Consider the following 18278-nt stretch of genomic DNA (forward strand, 5'->3'; position numbering starts at 1 on the left):
TGATCCCCGCCCTCTTTCTGTCCCACGGTGCGCCACCGCTCGTCGAGGATGAGCGGTGGGTGTCCGAGTTGGCTGGCTGGTCGGCGCGGCTGCCGCGGCCGAAGGCGATTCTGGTGGTGTCAGCGCACTGGGACCCGACGCCGAACGCCGTCGCACCGGGCTGGTCGCGGGAATTCGACGCCTGGGCTGCGGAGTGTTTCGACGCAGGCGATCTCGACGCGCTGATCGACTTTCGCGGCAAGGCGCCCGGAATGCCGTACGCCCACCCGACCATCGAGCACTTCGCGCCGCTGTTCGTCGCGCTCGGTACCTCGGCCGATCCCGAGCAGGTGCCCAAGCAAGTCGTCGACGGGTTCTGGATGGGTCTGGCGAAGCGATCGGTCGAGTTGTCATGAACGCGCCGCAGCCGTTACCTCAACTCGCGGGCGACCAGATGTTCGTCACCGACGGAGGTCTGGAGACCGACCTGGTGTTCCACCACGGCATCGAACTCCCGTGTTTCGCGGCGTTCCCGCTTGTCGAGGAGCCTGCCACCCGCGATGTGCTGCGCCGGTACTACGCGGGCTACCTCGACATCGCCCGCGAGCATGGAACGGGGTTCGTCGTCGAATCGCCGACCTGGCGAGCCAACCCCGATTGGGCTGAGCGGCTTGGGTTTTCGCCCGAGCGTCTCGACGGGGTCAACCGGGCGGCCATGGAGCTCGCCGAGGAGGTCCGCGCGGCCGCGGCCGCCGACGGCATCACCGCAGTCACCAGCGGCTGCATCGGACCACGCGAGCAGGCCATGACCGCCACCGAGGCCGAGGACTACCACGGTCCGCAGATCCGCACCTTCGCCGACACCGCCGCCGATCAGGTCACCGCCGTCACCATCGCCGACCCCGCGGAGGCCATCGGGATCGTGCGAGCCGCCGTCGCGATGGGCATTCCCGCGGTGGTCTCGTTCACCGTGGAGATCGACGGAAGGTTGGCGACCGGGCAGTCGCTGCGCGAGGCCGTCGGACTGGTCGACGACGCGACCGATGGTGGTGCCGCCTACTTCATGGTGAACTGCGCGCACCCCACCCATCTCGTGACGACCTTCGACGATGCGGGTCCGTGGCTTCGGCGGATCGTCGGCCTCCGGTTGAACGCCTCCGCGAGGAGCCATGCCGAGCTGGACGAGGCGGAGGACCTCGACGAGGGCGACGCCGACGACTTCGGTGCCGCGACCGCGGCTCTACGCGGGCGGCTGCCCGCCGCGACGGTGTTCGGTGGGTGTTGTGGCACCGACGCGCGTCACGTGGCGGCGGTCTGGCGCCGGCTCACCGCGCACTAGGCTCGGTCGGCATGTCTGCCCTCGAAGCCCTTGGCGACTGGCCGGTCCCGGTTGCTGCGGCCGCGGTGACCGGCCCGGCCGGCGTGCTCGCCGAGTTCGGTGACACCGGTCGGCGGTTCGCGCTCGCGTCGGTGACCAAGCCGTTGGTCGCTCGCGCGGTCCAGGTCGCGGTGGAGGAAGGCGTCGTCGACCTCGACACGCCGGCTGGGCCACCCGGGTCGACGGTGCGCCATCTGCTGGCTCACACGTCGGGCCTGTCGATGCGATCACCGGACGTCATCGCCGAACCGGGCAAGCGGCGCATCTACTCGAACGAGGGCTTCAGCGTCCTGGCCGCCGCGGTGGAGGAGGCCTCGGAGATTCCGTTCGACCGCTACCTCGCAGAGGCGGTCTTCGAACCGCTCGGCATGACCGCGTCGGCGCTGGCCGGCGGCGCGCCCGCCGCCGGATTCGGCGGCGAGTCGACGGTGACGGACCTGGCCCTCTTCGCGGCCGAGCTGTTGCGGCCCGCGCTGGTGTCACCGGACATGCACGCCGACGCCGTGTCGGTGCAATTCCCCGGTCTGCCGGGCGTGCTGCCGGGCTACGGTACGCAACGCCCGAACGACTGGGGGCTTGGTTTCGAGCTGCGTGACGGGAAGTCCCCGCATTGGACCGGGTCGCTGAACTCGGGCGACACGTTCGGCCACTTCGGCCAGTCGGGCACGTTCCTATGGGTCGATCCCGTGGCTGACCTGGCCTTGGTCGTGCTCACGGACCGTGACTTCGGCGAATGGGCGCTGCCCCGGTGGCCTGCTGTGTCTGATGGAGTGCTGAGAGAATTCGGGCCACACTAGCGCAACGCCTGCCCCACAGGGCACAATAGACACGCACGAAACAACTGCAACTTCTTGGCATCTAGTAGGTCGTCGGGGAAGACGTCCCTTTTGGAGCCGAAGGAGCAGATGATGCGTGCATCGAACCAGTTCGCCGACACGGCCACCGGTGTGGTGTATGTCCATGCCTCGCCCGCGGCGGTATGTCCACACGTGGAGTGGGCCCTTTCGTCGACCCTGTCGGCGAAGGCCAACCTCAAGTGGACGCCGCAGCCCGCGATGCCTGGACAGCTCCGTGCCGTCACCAACTGGGTGGGCCCGGTCGGTACCGGCGCCGCCCTGGCGAACGCGCTGCGGTCGTGGTCGGTGCTTCGCTTCGAGGTCACCGAGGACCCGAGCGAGGGCGTCGACGGCCATCGGTGGTGCCACACCCCGCAACTCGGGCTGTGGAGCGGCGTGATGAGCGCCAACGGCGACGTGATGGTGGGGGAGAACCGGCTGCGTGGGCTCATGTCCTCCGGCGCCGACGCCCTGGCCGCCGAACTCGACACCGTGCTCGGCACCGCCTGGGACGAGGCCCTCGAGGCCTATCGCGGTGGCGGCGATACGGGTGAACTCATCTGGTTGAACCGCGGCGTCGGCTAGCCGGTCACGCGGGCCGCAGGATCCTCAGCGCGCCGGGCACCGCGGTCACCTCGACCGGCAGCGGGCAGACGAACTCCCCGTCGGCGTAGGCCGTAATCTGCGGCGAAGCCGCGCACTCGAGGGTGATGACCTTCGCCCGCGCGGTGCGCACCTGGTCGAGCTCGACGTGCGTGCCCTTGAACACGGTGGGAAACAAGCGGATCAGCTTGGCGCGCGAGGCGGACTGCACCATCGTGACGTCGAGTTCGCCGTCGGAGTGGTCGGCGTCGGGACAGATCAGCATCCCGCCGCCATAGCTGCGGGTGTTGCCGACCGCCGCCAGCGTCAGATCCGTGACCAACTCCTCGCCGTCGAACGTCAACCGGAACGGCAGTAGCCGCAACTTCGAGATCTCCGCGACCATCGCGACGTTGTACCGCATCCGGCCGTGGGGCCACCGCATGCGGTTGGTTCGGTCGGTTACCAGGGAGTCGAAGCCCGCGGCCATGACGGTGCCGAACCAGCGGTCGGTGCCGTCGGCGCCACGGATGCGGCCGAGGTCGACCGTGTCGGCCACCCCGTCGACGACGACGTCCGCGGCGGCCTCGGGATCGTTCGTCGGAATGCCGAACTCGCGGGCGTGGTCGTTACCCGTGCCCGCCGGGACGATGCCGAGCGGGATGTCGGTCTGCGCCAGCACCTGAAGGGCGAGCGCGACGATGCCGTCACCGCCCACCACGACGAGGGCGTCCATCCCGCGCTCCAACGCACCCTCGACGAGCCGGCGCGCGTGGTTGGCGTCGGTGCCCGCGATGGCCACGACGTCGACTCCGCGCCGGTTCAGTTGCGCGATCGCCCGTTTCGCGGCGTGACTGGCGCTGCCGTGTCCCGACGCCGGATTGGTCAGCACGGTGACACGACCGACGGTCACGGAATCAGCTTGCCCGGGTTGAGGATTCCGGCGGGATCGAGGACCGCCTTCACCGCGCGCAGCACCTCGACGCCGAGATCGCCAATCTCCTCGCGCATCCATGGTCGGTGGTCGGCGCCTACCGCGTGGTGATGGGTGATAGTGCCGCCGTGACGGACCATTGCCTCCGACGCCGCGGCCTTGACCCTGCGCCACTGCGCGATCGGGTTGCCGCGCTGCCCGGCGACGACGGTGAAGTACAGCGAGGCGCCGGTCGGATACACATGGGAAATGTGGCACAGCACCAGTGCCGGAGTGCCGGTACCGGCGAGCTCGGTGGTGAGCGCGTCCGTCACCGCCGCCTTCAGCGTCGCGAGGTTCGACCAGTTCGTCGCCGTCTCCAGGGTCTCGCACAGGGCTCCGGCCGCGAGCAGCGAATTACGCAGGTACGGCGCGCCGAAGCGGCCGTGCTCCCACGCCTTCGCAGGCTCCTCGCCAAGGCTCGCACCCCCGTTGGCCGCCAGCACCGCCCGCGTCTCGAGGTGTCTGCTCTCGGCGTGGGCGGGCGTGCCCTCGAACGCGGTGATCGCCAGACACCCGCCGGTGACCGTCTGTTCCCCGATGTTCTCGGTGGTCGCGAGGTTGACGCCGGTCTCGGCTTCGTCCGACAACCGGATGACGGTGGGGCCCGTTCCGTTCTGCGCGACGGCCCGCAGTGCTGTGGCACCCGTGGCGAAGTCGGGAAAGGACCAGGCTTCGTAGCGGGTCGTCTCCGGGATGGGGTGGACCCGGACCCGCACCCGGGTGATCACGCCCAGCACACCTTCGGAGCCAACGATGAGCTGCCGCAGATCCGGGCCTGCCGCAGATGCCGGGGCCCGCCCGAGGTCCAGCACTCCCGCCGGGGTGACGGCGCGCAGTCCGCGGACCATGTCGTCGAATCGCCCGTAGCCCGCGGAATCCTGGCCCGACGACCGCGTGGCCGCGAAGCCGCCGATGGTGGCGAACTGAAAGCTCTGGGGGAAGTGACCGAGTGAGAACCCATGCGCGGCAAGCAGTTCCTCGGCATCCGGACCCGTGACCCCCGCGCCGAGTTCGGCTTCGCCGGAGACCTCGTCGAGGGAGTGCAGCTGGTCGAGACGCCGTAGGTCCAGCGACACCACGGCCCCGAACTCACCGCGGAGCGGATCGAGCCCACCGACCACGCTGGTGCCGCCACCGAAGGGGACGACGGCGATGCCTCGCTGACTGCAGCACTGCAGAATCTGGGCCACCTGTTCTTCGTCGGCGGGCAGCAGTACCGCATCGGGTGCATCCTGTACGTCCGAACCGTTACGCCGCAACAGGTCCAAGGTCGACTTGCCACCGGCGCGCAGCAGCCTGCCGTGGTCGTCGGTGGTGCACTGTGCGTCGCCGACGATCGCCGCCAACGCCGCGCGGTCGTCGTCGGAGAGCGCCGACGGCCGCAGGCGCACCTGATCGGCCTGGGGTTCGGGCGCCGCGACGGGGTCGACACCAAGGGCCTGGACCAGGAGCGTCCGAATCCCGTCGGAGAGCGGCTTGGCCGCCGCCGGGTCTCCCCAGGCGTTCCACTTCATCATGCGTTACAGTATTACAGATCATGTCAATCAGTAACGACGAACGGTCGCGTCCGGTCGAACACCGCATCCTCGAGGCGGCTGCCGAATGCGTGCTCGCCTTCGGCGTGGACCGCGTCACGCTCGCCGAGATCGCCCGCCGCGCCGCGGTCAGCAGGCCCACCGTCTACCGGCGCTTTCCGGATGCACGCTCGATCCTCGCTGCGCTCCTGACCAGCCGGATCACCCACGCACTCGACGCCGTGCCGAGCCGGGGCACCGGCCGCAAGCCGCTCGTGGCGCGCGTCGTCGCCGTGGCCCAGCGCGTGCGCCGCGACGACGTCATCATGTCGGTACTGCACCAGGCGCCCGACCTCGCGATGTTCTATCTCTCCGAACGGTTGGGTACCAGCCAGCAAATCCTGCTCGACACCGTCGCCGGCGAGATCAAGTCGGCGCAGGACGAGGGCAGCGTTCGGGCGGGCGACGCCAGGCAACTCGCGGCGATGAGCCTGCTGATCACCCAGTCGACGATCCTGTCCGCTCAGATGGTGGAGTCGATGCTGCCCGCCGAAGACCTGGTCACCGAGTTGGCCCTGGCACTGAACGGATACCTCAAGCCATGACCGTCAGCACCCCGTCGACGGCCCTCAACGCCGCCCGTCGCACCGCCGACCTGGCCGCACTCGGCGACGGCACGAACGTCGACGTCGTCGTCATCGGCGGTGGCATCACCGGCACCGGGATCGCGCTCGATGCGGCGACCCGCGGACTGTCGGTCGTCTTGGTGGAGAAGCACGACCTCGCCTTCGGAACCAGCCGGTGGAGTTCGAAGCTGGTGCACGGCGGCCTTCGGTACCTGGCCACGGGCAATGTCGGCATCGCCCGCCGCAGCGCCGTCGAACGTGGAATCCTCATGACGCGCAACGCTCCTCACCTCGTCACCGCGATGCCGCAGCTCATACCGCTGCTGCCGTCGATGAGCGGCCCCTCGCGGGCGCTGGTCCGCTTCGGCTTCAGCGCCGGGGACGGCCTGCGGAGACTGGCGGGCACTCCCGCGTCGACGTTGCCGCGGTCACGGCGCGTACCGGCCGCCCGCGCCATCGAGTTGGCGCCGACGGTGCGGCGCGACGGGCTCGACGGTGCCCTGCTGGCCTACGACGGACAGCTGATCGACGACGCGCGGTTGGTGGTTGCCGTCGCGCGCACTGCCGCCCAGCATGGGGCACGAATCCTGTTGCGCATGGCGGCATCGGAGGCCACGGGTACGTCGGTGCGTCTGACCGATCAGCTCACAGGGGAATCCTTCGAGTTGGGCGCGCGTGCGGTGATCAACGCGTCCGGAGTGTGGGCAGGCGAGGTCGACCCGTCGATCAGGCTACGACCCAGCCGCGGCACGCACCTGGTGTTCGATGCCGCCAGCTTCGGCAATCCGACTGCGGCACTGACGGTTCCGATCCCCGGCGAGACCAATCGCTTCGTGTTCGCCATGCCCGAACAACTTGGGCGGGTATACCTCGGGCTCACCGACGAGGACGCGCCGGGGCCCATCCCCGACGTACCCGAACCGACGCCCGAGGAGGTGACGTTCCTGCTGGACACCGTGAACACCGCACTGGACGTCGCCCTGACCGAAGCTGACGTCATCGGCGCCTATGCAGGGCTCCGGCCGCTGATCGACACCGGCAGTGGCAGGACGGCCGACGTGTCGCGCGAGCACGCCGTGGTGGAGTCGACGAACGGCGTCCTCAGCGTGATCGGCGGGAAGCTGACGGAGTACCGCTTCATGGCCGAGGACGTGCTCGACCGCGCGGTGGCCGTTCGGGACCTCGCGGCCGGCCCGTGCCGCACCCGCAACCTGCCGTTGGTCGGTGCGCCGGCGAACCCGGTGTCGACGCTGCGCTCACCCATCGACCTGCCGTCGTCACTCGTCGCGCGTTATGGCGCGGAGGCACCGAACGTCATCGCCCGCGCCACCTGCGAACGCCCCAATGCACCCGTGGCGGATGGAATCGACGTCATCCGTGCCGAATTCGAGTACGCCACGACTCACGAGGGGGCGCTGACCGTCGACGACGTGCTCGACCGCCGGACGCGCATCGGGCTGGTCGCCGGTGACCGCGAGCGAGCGGTCACCTCTGCCGAGGAATTCATCGCCACTCACGCGAACTAGCATTCCCTGTCATTGAGCCGCAGCGGTGATGACAGGGAATGCAGTTTCGGCGCAGGGGGGTAGCCTACAGCGGGATGTTCTTGTGGCGGCCGCGACGCGCGGGTGCCTCGGCCAGCGCCTGGGTCAGCACGCTTCGGGTGTGCGCGGGATCGATCTTCGCGTCCACCACGCCGATCTCGATGGCGCTGTCCACGCCGCCCGCGATTCGCTCGTGCTCGGCGGCCAGCTCCTCGTGCAGGGCCTCGCGGTCCTCGGGAGCGGCCGCGGCGAGCTTGCGCTTGTGCAGGATGCCGACCGCGGCCTTGGCGCCCATGACGGCGACCTCGGCGTCCGGCCACGCGAACACCTTGGTGGCGTTCAGCGATCGCGAGTTCATCGCGATGTAGGCGCCACCGTAGATCTTGCGGGTCACCAGCGTGACGCGGGGAACCGACGATTCGCCGAAGGCGTGCAGCAGCTTCGCGCCGCGGCGGACCACACCGCCCCACTCCTGATCCACGCCGGGCAGGTATCCGGGCACGTCGACGATCACGACGATCGGGATGCCGAACGCATCGCACAGGCGAACGAATCGCGCTGCCTTCTCGGCACTCTCGGAGTTCAGGCAGCCGCCGAGCCGCAGCGGATTGTTGGCCAGCACGCCCACCGACCGACCGGCCAGCCGACCGAGACCGACCACCATCGAGGGCGCCCACTTGGCCTGGAACTCGTCGAAGGGGGTCTCTTCGTCGAGCAGTGCGGAGACGAGCGGATGCACGTCGTACGCGCGGCGCGCCGAGTCCGGCAGCAGGGCGCGCAGGTCGGTATCGCCCGCCTCGGCCTTGGTGCGGTCGAAATGTCCCTGCTGGCAGAACAACCCGATGAGACGACGGCCGCGCTCGTAGGCGTCGACCTCGTCGTCGGCGACGATGTGGCACACGCCGGACTTCTTGTGGTGGGTGTCCGGGCCGCCGAGGGACGCCATGTCGACGTCCTCACCGGTGACACTGCGGACCACGTCGGGGCCGGTGACGAAGACGCGACCCTCGGGCGCCATGATCACGACGTCGGTCAGTGCGGGGCCGTAAGCCGCTCCGCCCGCAGCGAATCCGACGACCACGGAGATCTGGGGGATGAAGCCCGACGCCCGGATCATCGCCTCGAACACCAGACCGACGGCGTGCAGGGCCTTGACGCCCTCGGCCAGCCGCGCGCCACCCGAGTGCCAGATGCCGATGATCGGGCTCTGGTCCTCGATGGCGGTGTCATAGGCGTTGACGATGTGGCGGCACCCGTCGACGCCCATCGCGCCACCCATCACCGTGCCATCGGTGCAGAAGGCGATGGTCCGAACGCCGTTGACGGTGCCGGACGCCGCGAGCACGCCGGAGCGGTCGCGCTCGTGGAGCAGTTCCACGGTGCCGTCGTCGAAGAACGCGCGCAGGCGCAGGAGGGGATCGCGGGGATCCAGGGCTTCGTCGACCACTTCGGGGGCCTGCCGGTTCTCAACCGTCGTCATGAATATCTCCTTGGTCTCAATACTTCCCGAAGGCGATCGCAACGTTGTGCCCGCCGAATCCAAACGAATTGTTGATTGCGTACTTGTAATTTCCCTGCCGCGGTTGGCCGGCGACCACGTCCAAGTCGATCTCGGGGTCGAGGTTGCGCAGGTTGAGCGTGGGTGGGACGACGCCGTCCCGGAGGGCCAACACGGTCAGGATGGCCTCGACCGCTCCGACCGCGCCGACGGAGTGGCCCAGCGCCGACTTCGGTGCGTAGACCGCGGGCCGGTTGCTGCCGAGCGCGTTGTTGATGGCCTTGCCCTCGGCCACGTCGCCAACCGACGTCCCGGTGGCGTGAGCGTTGACGTGGTCGATGTCGCCCGGCTGCAGGCCGGCGAGCTGAATGGCGCGCGTGATCGCGTGCCCCGCCTGATCGCCACTCGGATCGGGCGCCACGATGTGATAGCCGTCGGAGGTGACACCCGCGCCCATCAGCCGGGCCAGGATGTTGGCTCCGCGGGCCCTGGCGTGCTCCTCGGTCTCGATGACCATCAGCCCGGCGCCCTCGCCGAACACGAAGCCGTTGCGATCCTTGTCGAACGGCCGGCACGCACCCGCGGGGTCGTCGTTGGTGGTGGACAACACGATTCGCATCTGGGCGAAGCCAGCGATCGGCACCGCTTCGATCCTGGTTTCCACGCCACCGCAGATGGCGACGTCGGCCTCACCGAGCACGATGTTTCGCCACGCGTTGGCGATCGCCTCACTGCCCGACGCGCACGCCGACACCGGGGTGACGACGCCTGCCTTGGCCCCGCGCTCCAGCGCCACGGCCGCAGCCGGCGAGTTCGGGATGTACATCTGCGCGGCCAGCGGTGCGACGGCCGCGTGGCCCTTCTCCCGCAGGGCGTCGTAGGCGTAGAGCAGTTCCTCACTCGAACCCATACCGGTGCCGATCGACACCATAAGGCGCCGGGTGTCGACGTCCGGCGCGCCGGCGTGCTCCCAGGCTCGTCGGCCGACGGTGGTCGCCATCTTCTGCAGATACGAGCTCCGACGGAGTTCGTCCGGCGTCAACTCGCTCTCGAAGTTCTCCAGCAGGTGTCCGCCGATGCGGACGGGCAGGTCGTACAGCTCGACGAAGTAGTCATCCAGCGTGCGGATGCCACTCTCCCCGTCGAGCAGCCGTTTCCAGGTGCCATCGGCGTCGGTCGCCAACGCGGTCGTCATCGCGAAACCAGTGACGACCACGTTGGGGAGACCGCTCCCCGCTAAGGGACGAGCCGAACGAGTCAAACGGGGCTACCTTTCAATCTCACAGCGCCGGAACGGCTGCTCAGTACCGCCCGAAGGCCAGGGCGACATTGTGTCCACCGAAGCCGAAGGAATTGTTGATGGCGTACTGGTAGTCGCCGTATCGAGGCTCACCCGCGACGACATCGAGATCGATCTCGGGGTCGGGCGTCTCGTAGTTCAGCGTCGGCGGGATGACGCCGTCACGCAGCGCCAGCACCGTCAGGATGGACTCCAGTGCGCCAACGGCGCCGATGGAGTGGCCCAGTGCCGACTTCGGCGCGTACACCGCGGCGTGCTCCACACCGGCGCACCGGATGGCGTTCGCCTCGGCGACGTCGCCGATCGAGGTGGACGTGGCGTGCGCGTTGACGTGGTCGATGTCCTTGGGGGACAGGCCCGCCGTCTCCATCGCCCGCTTCATCGCGTGGCCGGCCCGCAGACCGTCCGGCGCAGGAGCCACCATGTGGAAGGCGTCCGACGAGATGCCGGCACCCATGACCCGGGCCAGCGGCTTGGCGCCGCGGGCAAGGGCGTGCTCCTCGAGTTCGATGATCATCATCGCGCCGGCCTCACCGAAGACGAAGCCGTCCCGGTTCTTGTCGAACGGTCGCGACGCACCCTCGGGGTCGTCGTTCTTCGTCGACATGGCCCGCATCATCGAGAACGCCGCGATGGGCAGCGCCTCGATCATGCCTTCCACGCCACCGCAGACGGCGATGTCGGCGTCACCCATCACGATCTGACGCCACGCGTGAGCGATGGCCTCCGACCCCGACGAGCATGCCGACACCGGCGTGATGACACCGGCCCGGGCCCCGAGTTCGAGACCCACCACTGCGGCCGCGCCGTTGGGCATGACCATCTGAACGGCGAGCGGGGACACCTTGCGGGGCCCACCCTCGTTCATCGCGTCATACATCTCGACGATCTTCTCGCCACCGCCGAGGCCCGTGCCGATCACGACCGAGAAACGGTCGGGGTCGACCTCGGGCCGGCCGGCGGAGTCCCACAACTGATTGCCCACGTACTTCGACATGCGCTGGACGTACGACATGCGGCGGTGTTCCAGGCGAGACATCAGGGGATCGAGGGGCTCCGCGAGGTGCCCCCCGATCTTGACCTGAAGATCCCACTTGCCGACGAAATCGTCGTCAAGGACACGGATGCCGCTCTCGCCCGCCAGCAGACCCTTCCACGTGCTCTCGATGTCCGAAGCCAACGACGTGGTCGCCGTGACGGCGGTCACGACGACGTTCGGGAAACCGCCGTTAGCAGTGGAAGGGCGGGTCACGACGTGAACTTGTCGCGCAGTGCTGCGGCAGCTTCGGGGTTCTCTTCCTCGAGCTTCTGGATGTAGGCGACGACGTCACCCACGGTGCGCAGACCGGCGAGGTCCTCATCGGGGATCTTCACGCCGTACTTGTCCTCGGTCTGCACCGCGATCTCGACCATCGACAGCGAGTCGATGTCCAGGTCGTCGACGAACGACTTCTCGGGGGTCACTTCGGACGGCTCGATGCCGGTGACCTCTTCGATGATCTCTGCGAGACCCGAGATGATTTCTTCCTGGCTGGCGCCCACTGTGGCTCCTTCTATTTCTGTGTTTCTCGTGGCATCGGCACTCCCTGGTGGAGTGCCGATATGGAGTTGTCTTTCCCGGCGGGGCCGGGAAATTTGGCCTAGGCGAGCTCGGAGAGCCCGTCCAGGTCTGCGGGGGTCTTGACGGCGTACGTCGGTACACCCCGAAGTTCTCGTTTGGCGATGCCCACCAAGGTGCCCGCGGGCGGGAACTCGACGATCGCCGCGACGTCGTGCTGCCGCATGGTCTCGGTGCACAGGTCCCAGCGCACCGGCCGGGTCAGCTGGGCGACGAGCTTGGACATCGCGTCACCGGCCGTCGTGACGGGCTGGCCGTCGGCGTTCGACAGCAGGGTGGCCGTCGGCTCACCGGTGGTGACGGCGTCGACGGCGGCCGAGTAGCCCACCAACGCCGAGGACATGAAATGGGTGTGGAAGGCGCCTGCGGTCGCCAGCAGTCGGACGCGCGCCTTGGCGGGCGGATCCTCGGCGAGCTTCTCCAGCGCCGACACGGCGCCTGCGGCGACGATCTGTCCGGCGGCGTTGCGGTTGGCGGGCACCAGGTCGAATCGAGCCAGCGCTTCAAGTACAGCGGCCTCGTCGCCTCCGAGCACGGCGGCCATGCCGGTGGGTTCGATCGCGCAGGCCTTGGCCATCTCGGAACCGCGGGTGGCGGCCAACCTCACGGCGTCGTCCGCGGAGAGCACGCCAGCGATCGCGTAGGCGGCGATCTCACCGACCGAGTGTCCGGCGACCACCGTCTCGGCGTCGGCCAGCAGGCCGCGCTTGGCGACTTCCTGATGTGCCAGCAGCGTCGCGGCGACGACCAGAGGCTGCGTGACCGAGGTGTCGGTGATCTCGTCGGCGGTTGCGGTGGTGCCCAGCCGGGCCAGATCCAGGCCGATGGCCTCGGACCACGCGGCGATGCGCTCGTCGGCACCCGGCAGTTCCAGCCACGGGGAGAGCATGCCGGGCGTCTGCGATCCCTGTCCGGGAGCGAGCAGCGCAAGCACGGGTGTTTGGGGCACGAATTAAGAGAACACTGTGAAACCCGTTTTGCGTGGTGTAAGAGATTATGAACCTGGTCTTATGTTTTTGTGGAGAACCCACAAAACAGCATGTGATGGGACTGCAACGAGATCAGAAAGCGACGATCAAATCGAAGATTAAGCGGGTTCACCCCCGCTCCGAGCTGTCATCTGGGTCACGGAGGCGTTTGCCGTGCTGGTGGACGTCGGCTGCCGACCGAGCCGACCTACGGTCGTGGCCACCCGTAGAACATAGGCGTCGCGCGGCAGGGTGGGATCGCGACCCGTGAAGTCGGCGATCCGTTTGAGCCGGTAGCGGACGGTGTTTGGATGAACGAACAATTTGCGGGCGCAGGCCTCGATGGCGCCCCCCGAATCGAGGTAGGCGTCGAGGGTCTCGGTCAGCGCCGGACCTGCGTCGGCGAGCGGTCGCATGACGTCGGAGTCGAGTGCGGCGACCGCCGACGGATCGCCCAGGAGGGCTCGCTCCGGAAGGAGTTCGCGGGCGGACACCGGCCGTGGCGCGCCGCTCCAGCCCGCGACGGCGTTCATCCCCGCGATGGCCTCGGCGGCGCTGTAGTGCGCCGCCACCAGCGACGCCGCGAAGGGGCCGATCACCACCGGCGCGTCCGCGAAGACCTCGAGGAGCTCCGCAAGGAATTTATCGGTGGGGGACAGGTGCCCCGACACGATCGCGACCAGCCACGTCCCGTGCACGTCCGAGAGGGCTGCGCGACCGTGGCGGTTCACGATCTCGTGCACGTCCTCGCTCGCGTACTCGGCGCGGCCGGGCCGGGGAAAGCCGACGAGCACGGTCGCCGGAGCGGTTGCGTCCCAGTTCAGCGCGGCCGCCTGGGACTGCAGTTGCGGCCCGATGTCCCCGCGGACGACGGCGTCGACCACGTTGGCCTCCATCCGGGTGTCCCAGGCTCCCCGTGCCTCGGCGGCGTCGGCGTACCCCGACGCGGCCGCGAACGCGAGGTTGCGGCTGTAGCGCAGGATGCCGATGGTCAAGGCCGTCTTCTGGTCGGCGTTGCGGCCAAGCATCGGGACGGCGTCCTCGAAGTGCTCCATCGTCACCCGGACCATGTCGACCGTCTGTCGCAGGGCGATTCGCCGCGTGAGCTCCTGGGGAACGAGGGCGAACGCCTCCGCGGTGTAGCCGACGTCGCCGCGAGGGTCGCGCATCCACTCGGCGAAGTTCACCAACGCCGTCTGCACCACCAGCTGCACGCTTGCCCGCTGCGACGCCTCGAGTTCGGCGAAGAACGGCAATCGCTCGCCCATCACGTGCACGGCCTCGGTGGCCAGCCGCCCGGAGTACTGCTTGACCCGTCGCAGCAGTGCCTCCGGGACGGTGTCGAGAAGTTCCAGTGCCGCCGGGGTGAGATTGTCGGTCACCCCTAAAAGATACGCCCGATTTCTAGCGGTATCCTCCAAATTCGGGGTTCAGGCGCCGGGGCCCGGGTCGGAGGTCTGCACCGGCGCGGCCAGGACGTCGTCGATCTGGTACTGCTTGGCGGCGGCGATGGCCACCGACGGATCGATCTCGCCGTCGCGGGCCAGCGCCTCCAGCACCGCCACCGCGACCGACTCCGCGTCGGTGTTGAAGTACCGCCGGGCGGCGGGCCGAGTGTCGGAGAAGCCGAAGCCGTCGGTGCCCAGCGTGACGTAGGTGTTGGGCACCCAGGGCCGAATCTGCTCGGGGACGGCCCGCATCCAGTCGGACACCGCCACGACCGGTCCGGCGGTGGACTCCAGCACCTTCGTCACGTACGGGACGGCGGCGGGCTGGTCGGGGTGGCGCAGCCGTTCCTTCTCGACGGCCACGCCGTCGCGATTGAGCTCACCCCAGCTGGTCACCGACCACACGTCGGCGGCGACGTCCCAGTCCGCCGCAAGCAGGTCCGCAGCGCGCAGTGCCTCAGGCATCGCGACGCCCGAGGTGAGGATCTGCGCGACGTTGGTGCGTTTCTCCTTCGCCGCTCGATACCGGTACATCCCCTTCAGGACCCCGTCGGGATCGAAGTTCTCCGGCTCGGCGGGCTGGACGTAGGGCTCGTTGTAGATGGTGATGTAGAAGAAGACGTTCTCGGCGTCCTCGCCGAACATCCGCTTCAGTCCACTCTCGACGATGTAGGCGATCTCGAACGCGAACGCTGGGTCGTAGGCCACGACCGCCGGGTTGCTGGACGCCAGGAGAAGCGAGTGCCCGTCGGCGTGCTGCAGGCCCTCGCCGGTCAGCGTGGTGCGGCCCGCGGTGGCGCCGAGCGCGAAGCCGCGCGCCATCTGGTCCGCCGCCGCCCACAACCCGTCGCCGGTCCGCTGGAAGCCGAACATCGAGTAGAAGATGTAGACCGGGATCATCGGCTCGTCGTGTGTGGAGTACGACGTGCCGACCGCGGTGAACGATGCCGTCGAGCCGGCCTCGTTGATGCCCTCGTGGAGGATCTGGCCAATCTCGCTTTCCTTGTAGGCCAGCATCAGCTCCGCGTCGACGGCGGTGTACAGCTGTCCGTTGCGGTTGTAGATCTTCAGGCTCGGAAACCACGAGTCCATGCCGAACGTGCGTGCTTCATCCGGGATGATCGGCACGATGCGCTTGCCGATCTCCTTGTCGCGCAACAGTTCCTTGAAGGTTCGGACGACCGCCATGGTGGTGGCGACGGCCTGGGTGCCCGAACCCTTCTTCAGGGTCTTGTAGGCGTCGCTACCGGGCAGCGGCAGTGCCTTCGACTTGTTCCGCCGCGCGGGCAGGAAGCCACCGAGGGTCCGGCGCCGGTCGAGCAGATAGCGGATCTCGGGCGCGTCGGGCCCGGGGTGGTAGTACGGCGGGAGGTAGGGGTTCTCCTCGAGCTGGGCGTCGGTGATCGGGATGCGCTGGGCCTCGCGGAAGTCCTTGAGGTCCTGCAGCGCCAGCTTCTTCATCTGGTGGGTGGCGTTGCGGCCTTCGAAGTGCTTGCCGAGGGTGTAGCCCTTGATGGTGTGGGCCAGGATGACCGTCGGCTGCCCCTTGTGCTCCATGGCCGCCCGGTAGGCGGCGTAGACCTTGCGGTAGTCGTGGCCGCCGCGCTTGAGGTTCCAGATCTCGGCGTCGGTCATCGGTTCGACGAGCGCCTTCGTGCGCGGGTCGCGGCCGAAGAAGTGGTCGCGAACGTAGCCGCCGTCGTTGGCCTTGTAGGTCTGGAAGTCGCCGTCGGGGGTGGTGTTCATCAGGTTGACCAGCGCACCGTCGCGGTCCTTGTGCAGCAGCGCGTCCCACTCCCGGCCCCACACCACCTTGATGACGTTCCAGCCCGCGCCACGGAAGAACGACTCCAGCTCCTGGATGATCTTGCCGTTGCCGCGCACCGGTCCGTCGAGGCGTTGCAGGTTGCAGTTGATGACGAACGTCAGGTTGTCGAGGCCTTCGAGCGCGGCGACGTGCGCCAGCCCGCGGCTCTCCGGCTCGTCGGTCTCGCCGTCACCCAAGAACGCCCACACGTGCTGATTGGAGGTGTCCTTGATCCCGCGGTCTGTCAGGTAGTGATTGAACCGTGCCTGGTAGATGGCATTCATGGGGCCCAGCCCCATCGACACGGTGGGGAACTCCCAGAATTCCGGCATCAGCCGCGGGTGGGGGTACGACGGGATGCCGCCCCCGGGATGGGAGTGCTCCTGGCGGAACCCGTCGAGCTTGTCGGCGGTTAGCCGGCCCTCGAGGAACGCCCGCGCGTAGATGCCGGGCGAGGCATGGCCCTGGATGTAGATCTGGTCACCGCCGCCGGGGTGGGACTTGCCGCGGAAGAAGTGGTTGAAGCCGACCTCGTAAAGGGCCGCCGACGACGCGTACGTCGAAATATGGCCGCCGACACCGACTCCCGGCCGCTGAGCGCGGTGCACCATGATGGCGGCGTTCCACCGGATCCAGGCGCGGTAACGGCGCTCGACGTCCTCGTCGCCGGGAAACCACGGCTCGAGCTCGGTCGGAATGGTGTTCACGTAGTCCGTCGACGTCAGCGCCGGGATCGCGACACGCTGTTCGCCAGAACGCTCGAGTAGGCGCAACATCAGATAACGCGCCCGGGCCGGGCCGGACTGCTCCAGCAGAGCGTCGAACGACTCGAGCCACTCGTTGGTCTCGTCGGGGTCGATGTCCGGAAGGTAGGAGGCAACGCCGTCCCTGATGACGCGCACCCGATCGGGTTCGCTTGCGGTGCCGGAGTTTTGGGCCAGATCCTGGCGGGCGAACTCGGTGGTCAACTGCCGCTCCTTGATAGGCGTGATCGGGAGCTCGTGACCCCGTCGCACGTGACGTTCATCTTCTTCTTCAGCGTCCTGTCCATCGTGCCCCCATCGTGCCCGACGTGCTCGGCCGGGGTTGGCATAGGAGAAATGACCCGGCGACCGATCCGGCAAACCGGTACGGTCTGAAGACTGTGACGACTTTCCCCCGGGCACGTCGACGTCGCGTCGGCTGCCTCGTGACGGGGAGCGTCGCGGGCTTGGCGATGATCATCGTGGGGTGCACGTCCATCACCCAGGGGGCGGCCAGTCCCGACGCCGACGCAGCACCCGACTACCGCGCGTCGGTGGCGTCCTCGATCGCGGTGTCCGAGTCAGAGCGGCAGGTGGCCGTGACCAAGGCTGCGGTGCGCACGTCCTGCGATGCGCTCGGCTCCACGAGCGACGAATCTGTCCAGGCCGTGAACTCCTACGTCGATGCCTACAACAACGACGCGCCCGACGCGCCGGGAAGGATTGCGCCTGCGGTCGACGCGCTCAACCGCAGCGCCGACCTGGTGGCGGGCAGCCTGTCGCCGCTCCTGGCGGCCGACCTGACCAGCGCCTTGAACGGTTGGGTCGACTCCGCGCGACAGCTTGCCGGCGTCCTCTCGGGCAACCCGGGACCCGACGAGTTCAACGCCGCGATCCGTGCGCTCAACGATTCCAAGACGGCAGCGGGGACGGCCTGTGACGCCGCATATTGACTCTTCGGACCGCCAGGCGTCGGGCGAAGACCCAAGACGTGCGACGATAGGTCAAAGCTGACACGCAGGCTGAAGGAGGAAGCGGTGGTTGCGGCGGATTCGCCGAACTACGCCCGCAAACTGGGCATCGAGAAGAATCATCTCGTCCAGGAGTTGGGCTGGGACGAGGACACCGACGATGACATCCGGTTCGACGTCGAGGACGCATGCGGTGGCGATCTTCTCGATGAAGATGCGGACGAAGTCATCGACGTGGTGCTGCTGTGGTGGCGCGACGACGATGGCGATCTCGTCGATCGGCTGATGGACGCCATCACCCCCCTCGCCGAGGACGGTGTCGTGTGGGTGGTGACGCCCAAGACCGGTCACCCCGGCCACGTCCGCCCGTCCGACATCGCGGAGTCCGCGCCGACCGCAGGTCTGATGCAGACCTCGTCGGCGAACCTGGGCGACTGGATCGCCAGCAGGCTCGTCCAGCCCAAGTCGAAGTCCGCGGGCCGGCGCTGAG

General features: G+C 68.4%; 17 protein-coding genes. 8 read left to right on the forward strand and 9 right to left on the reverse strand.

Going from position 1 to position 18278, the window contains the following annotated elements; genetic code table 11:
- Positions 1 to 2: 2 nt before the first annotated feature.
- The 4 genes from QUE68_RS10460 to QUE68_RS10475 all read left to right on the forward strand — a co-directional run bounded on the left by QUE68_RS10460 (position 3) and on the right by QUE68_RS10475 (position 2778).
- Positions 3 to 395, forward strand: coding sequence for a dioxygenase family protein (locus QUE68_RS10460; RefSeq protein WP_286275791.1), 393 nt, complete (start codon positions 3 to 5; stop codon positions 393 to 395).
- Entirely contained in the window at positions 392 to 1318 is a 927-nt protein-coding gene (locus tag QUE68_RS10465; protein ID WP_286275563.1) for a homocysteine S-methyltransferase family protein, read from the forward strand. The genes QUE68_RS10460 and QUE68_RS10465 overlap by 4 nt, the downstream gene beginning before the upstream one ends.
- A gap of 11 nt (positions 1319 to 1329) precedes the next feature.
- Positions 1330 to 2154, forward strand: coding sequence for a serine hydrolase domain-containing protein (locus QUE68_RS10470; RefSeq protein ID WP_286275564.1), 825 nt, complete (start codon positions 1330 to 1332; stop codon positions 2152 to 2154).
- 111 nt (positions 2155 to 2265) lie between these two features.
- The gene (locus QUE68_RS10475; protein ID WP_284225984.1) at positions 2266 to 2778 is read left to right on the forward strand and encodes a DUF3145 domain-containing protein; all 513 of its coding nucleotides are present in this window, start codon (positions 2266 to 2268) and stop codon (positions 2776 to 2778) included.
- A 4-nt stretch (positions 2779 to 2782) separates the two neighbouring features.
- Here the strand turns inward: QUE68_RS10475 and QUE68_RS10480 are convergent, their stop codons facing one another.
- Together QUE68_RS10480 and QUE68_RS10485 are read right to left on the reverse strand one after the other, a co-directional pair.
- Positions 2783 to 3688, reverse strand: coding sequence for a diacylglycerol kinase (locus QUE68_RS10480; RefSeq protein WP_286275565.1), 906 nt, complete (start codon positions 3686 to 3688; stop codon positions 2783 to 2785).
- A complete protein-coding gene (locus QUE68_RS10485) occupies positions 3685 to 5265 on the reverse strand; it encodes an FAD-binding oxidoreductase (protein WP_286275792.1) in 1581 nt (526 codons plus the stop codon). Before QUE68_RS10485 ends, QUE68_RS10480 begins: the two co-directional genes overlap by 4 nt.
- Positions 5266 to 5285: 20 nt before the next feature.
- Between QUE68_RS10485 and QUE68_RS10490 the strand changes: the two genes are divergently transcribed.
- Together QUE68_RS10490 and QUE68_RS10495 are read left to right on the forward strand one after the other, a co-directional pair.
- Complete coding sequence (locus tag QUE68_RS10490) at positions 5286 to 5870, forward strand: TetR/AcrR family transcriptional regulator (protein WP_286275793.1); 585 nt, start codon at positions 5286 to 5288, stop codon at positions 5868 to 5870.
- Entirely contained in the window at positions 5867 to 7417 is a 1551-nt protein-coding gene (locus QUE68_RS10495; protein WP_286275566.1) for a glycerol-3-phosphate dehydrogenase/oxidase, read from the forward strand. The genes QUE68_RS10490 and QUE68_RS10495 overlap by 4 nt, the downstream gene beginning before the upstream one ends.
- A gap of 64 nt (positions 7418 to 7481) precedes the next feature.
- On the opposite strand, the gene QUE68_RS10500 is transcribed toward QUE68_RS10495, so the two are convergent.
- The 7 genes from QUE68_RS10500 to aceE all read right to left on the reverse strand — a co-directional run bounded on the left by QUE68_RS10500 (position 7482) and on the right by aceE (position 17042).
- On the reverse strand, positions 7482 to 8915 hold the full coding sequence (locus QUE68_RS10500; RefSeq protein ID WP_286275567.1) for an acyl-CoA carboxylase subunit beta: 1434 nt from the start codon (positions 8913 to 8915) through the stop codon (positions 7482 to 7484).
- A gap of 16 nt (positions 8916 to 8931) precedes the next feature.
- Complete coding sequence (gene kasB, locus QUE68_RS10505; RefSeq protein ID WP_286275568.1) at positions 8932 to 10128, reverse strand: 3-oxoacyl-ACP synthase KasB; 1197 nt, start codon at positions 10126 to 10128, stop codon at positions 8932 to 8934.
- Between the two features lie 106 nt (positions 10129 to 10234).
- On the reverse strand, positions 10235 to 11485 hold the full coding sequence (gene kasA, locus QUE68_RS10510) for a 3-oxoacyl-ACP synthase KasA (RefSeq protein WP_284225989.1): 1251 nt from the start codon (positions 11483 to 11485) through the stop codon (positions 10235 to 10237).
- Positions 11482 to 11775 carry a meromycolate extension acyl carrier protein AcpM gene (gene acpM / locus QUE68_RS10515; RefSeq protein WP_284225990.1) on the reverse strand — a complete coding sequence of 98 codons (294 nt, stop codon included), beginning with the start codon at positions 11773 to 11775 and terminating at the stop codon, positions 11482 to 11484. The genes kasA and acpM overlap by 4 nt, the downstream gene beginning before the upstream one ends.
- Positions 11776 to 11873: 98 nt before the next feature.
- Entirely contained in the window at positions 11874 to 12785 is a 912-nt protein-coding gene (locus tag QUE68_RS10520; protein ID WP_284230835.1) for an ACP S-malonyltransferase, read from the reverse strand.
- A 153-nt stretch (positions 12786 to 12938) separates the two neighbouring features.
- Positions 12939 to 14201 (reverse strand): PucR family transcriptional regulator, encoded by a 1263-nt coding sequence (locus tag QUE68_RS10525; protein WP_286275569.1) that lies wholly within the window; start codon positions 14199 to 14201, stop codon positions 12939 to 12941.
- Positions 14202 to 14249: 48 nt separating this feature from the next.
- The gene (gene aceE / locus QUE68_RS10530) at positions 14250 to 17042 is read right to left on the reverse strand and encodes a pyruvate dehydrogenase (acetyl-transferring), homodimeric type (RefSeq protein ID WP_284225992.1); all 2793 of its coding nucleotides are present in this window, start codon (positions 17040 to 17042) and stop codon (positions 14250 to 14252) included.
- A 221-nt stretch (positions 17043 to 17263) separates the two neighbouring features.
- On the opposite strand from aceE, the gene QUE68_RS10535 reads away from it, so the two are divergent.
- Positions 17264 to 17770: a hypothetical protein gene (locus QUE68_RS10535; protein ID WP_286275570.1), complete on the forward strand. Its 507-nt coding sequence runs from the start codon at positions 17264 to 17266 to the stop codon at positions 17768 to 17770.
- A gap of 84 nt (positions 17771 to 17854) precedes the next feature.
- A complete protein-coding gene (locus tag QUE68_RS10540; RefSeq protein ID WP_286275571.1) occupies positions 17855 to 18277 on the forward strand; it encodes a DUF3052 domain-containing protein in 423 nt (140 codons plus the stop codon).
- Position 18278 lies beyond the last annotated feature (1 nt).

This window comes from Mycolicibacterium sp. TUM20985, from assembly GCF_030295745.1.
GTDB lineage: Bacteria > Actinomycetota > Actinomycetes > Mycobacteriales > Mycobacteriaceae > Mycobacterium.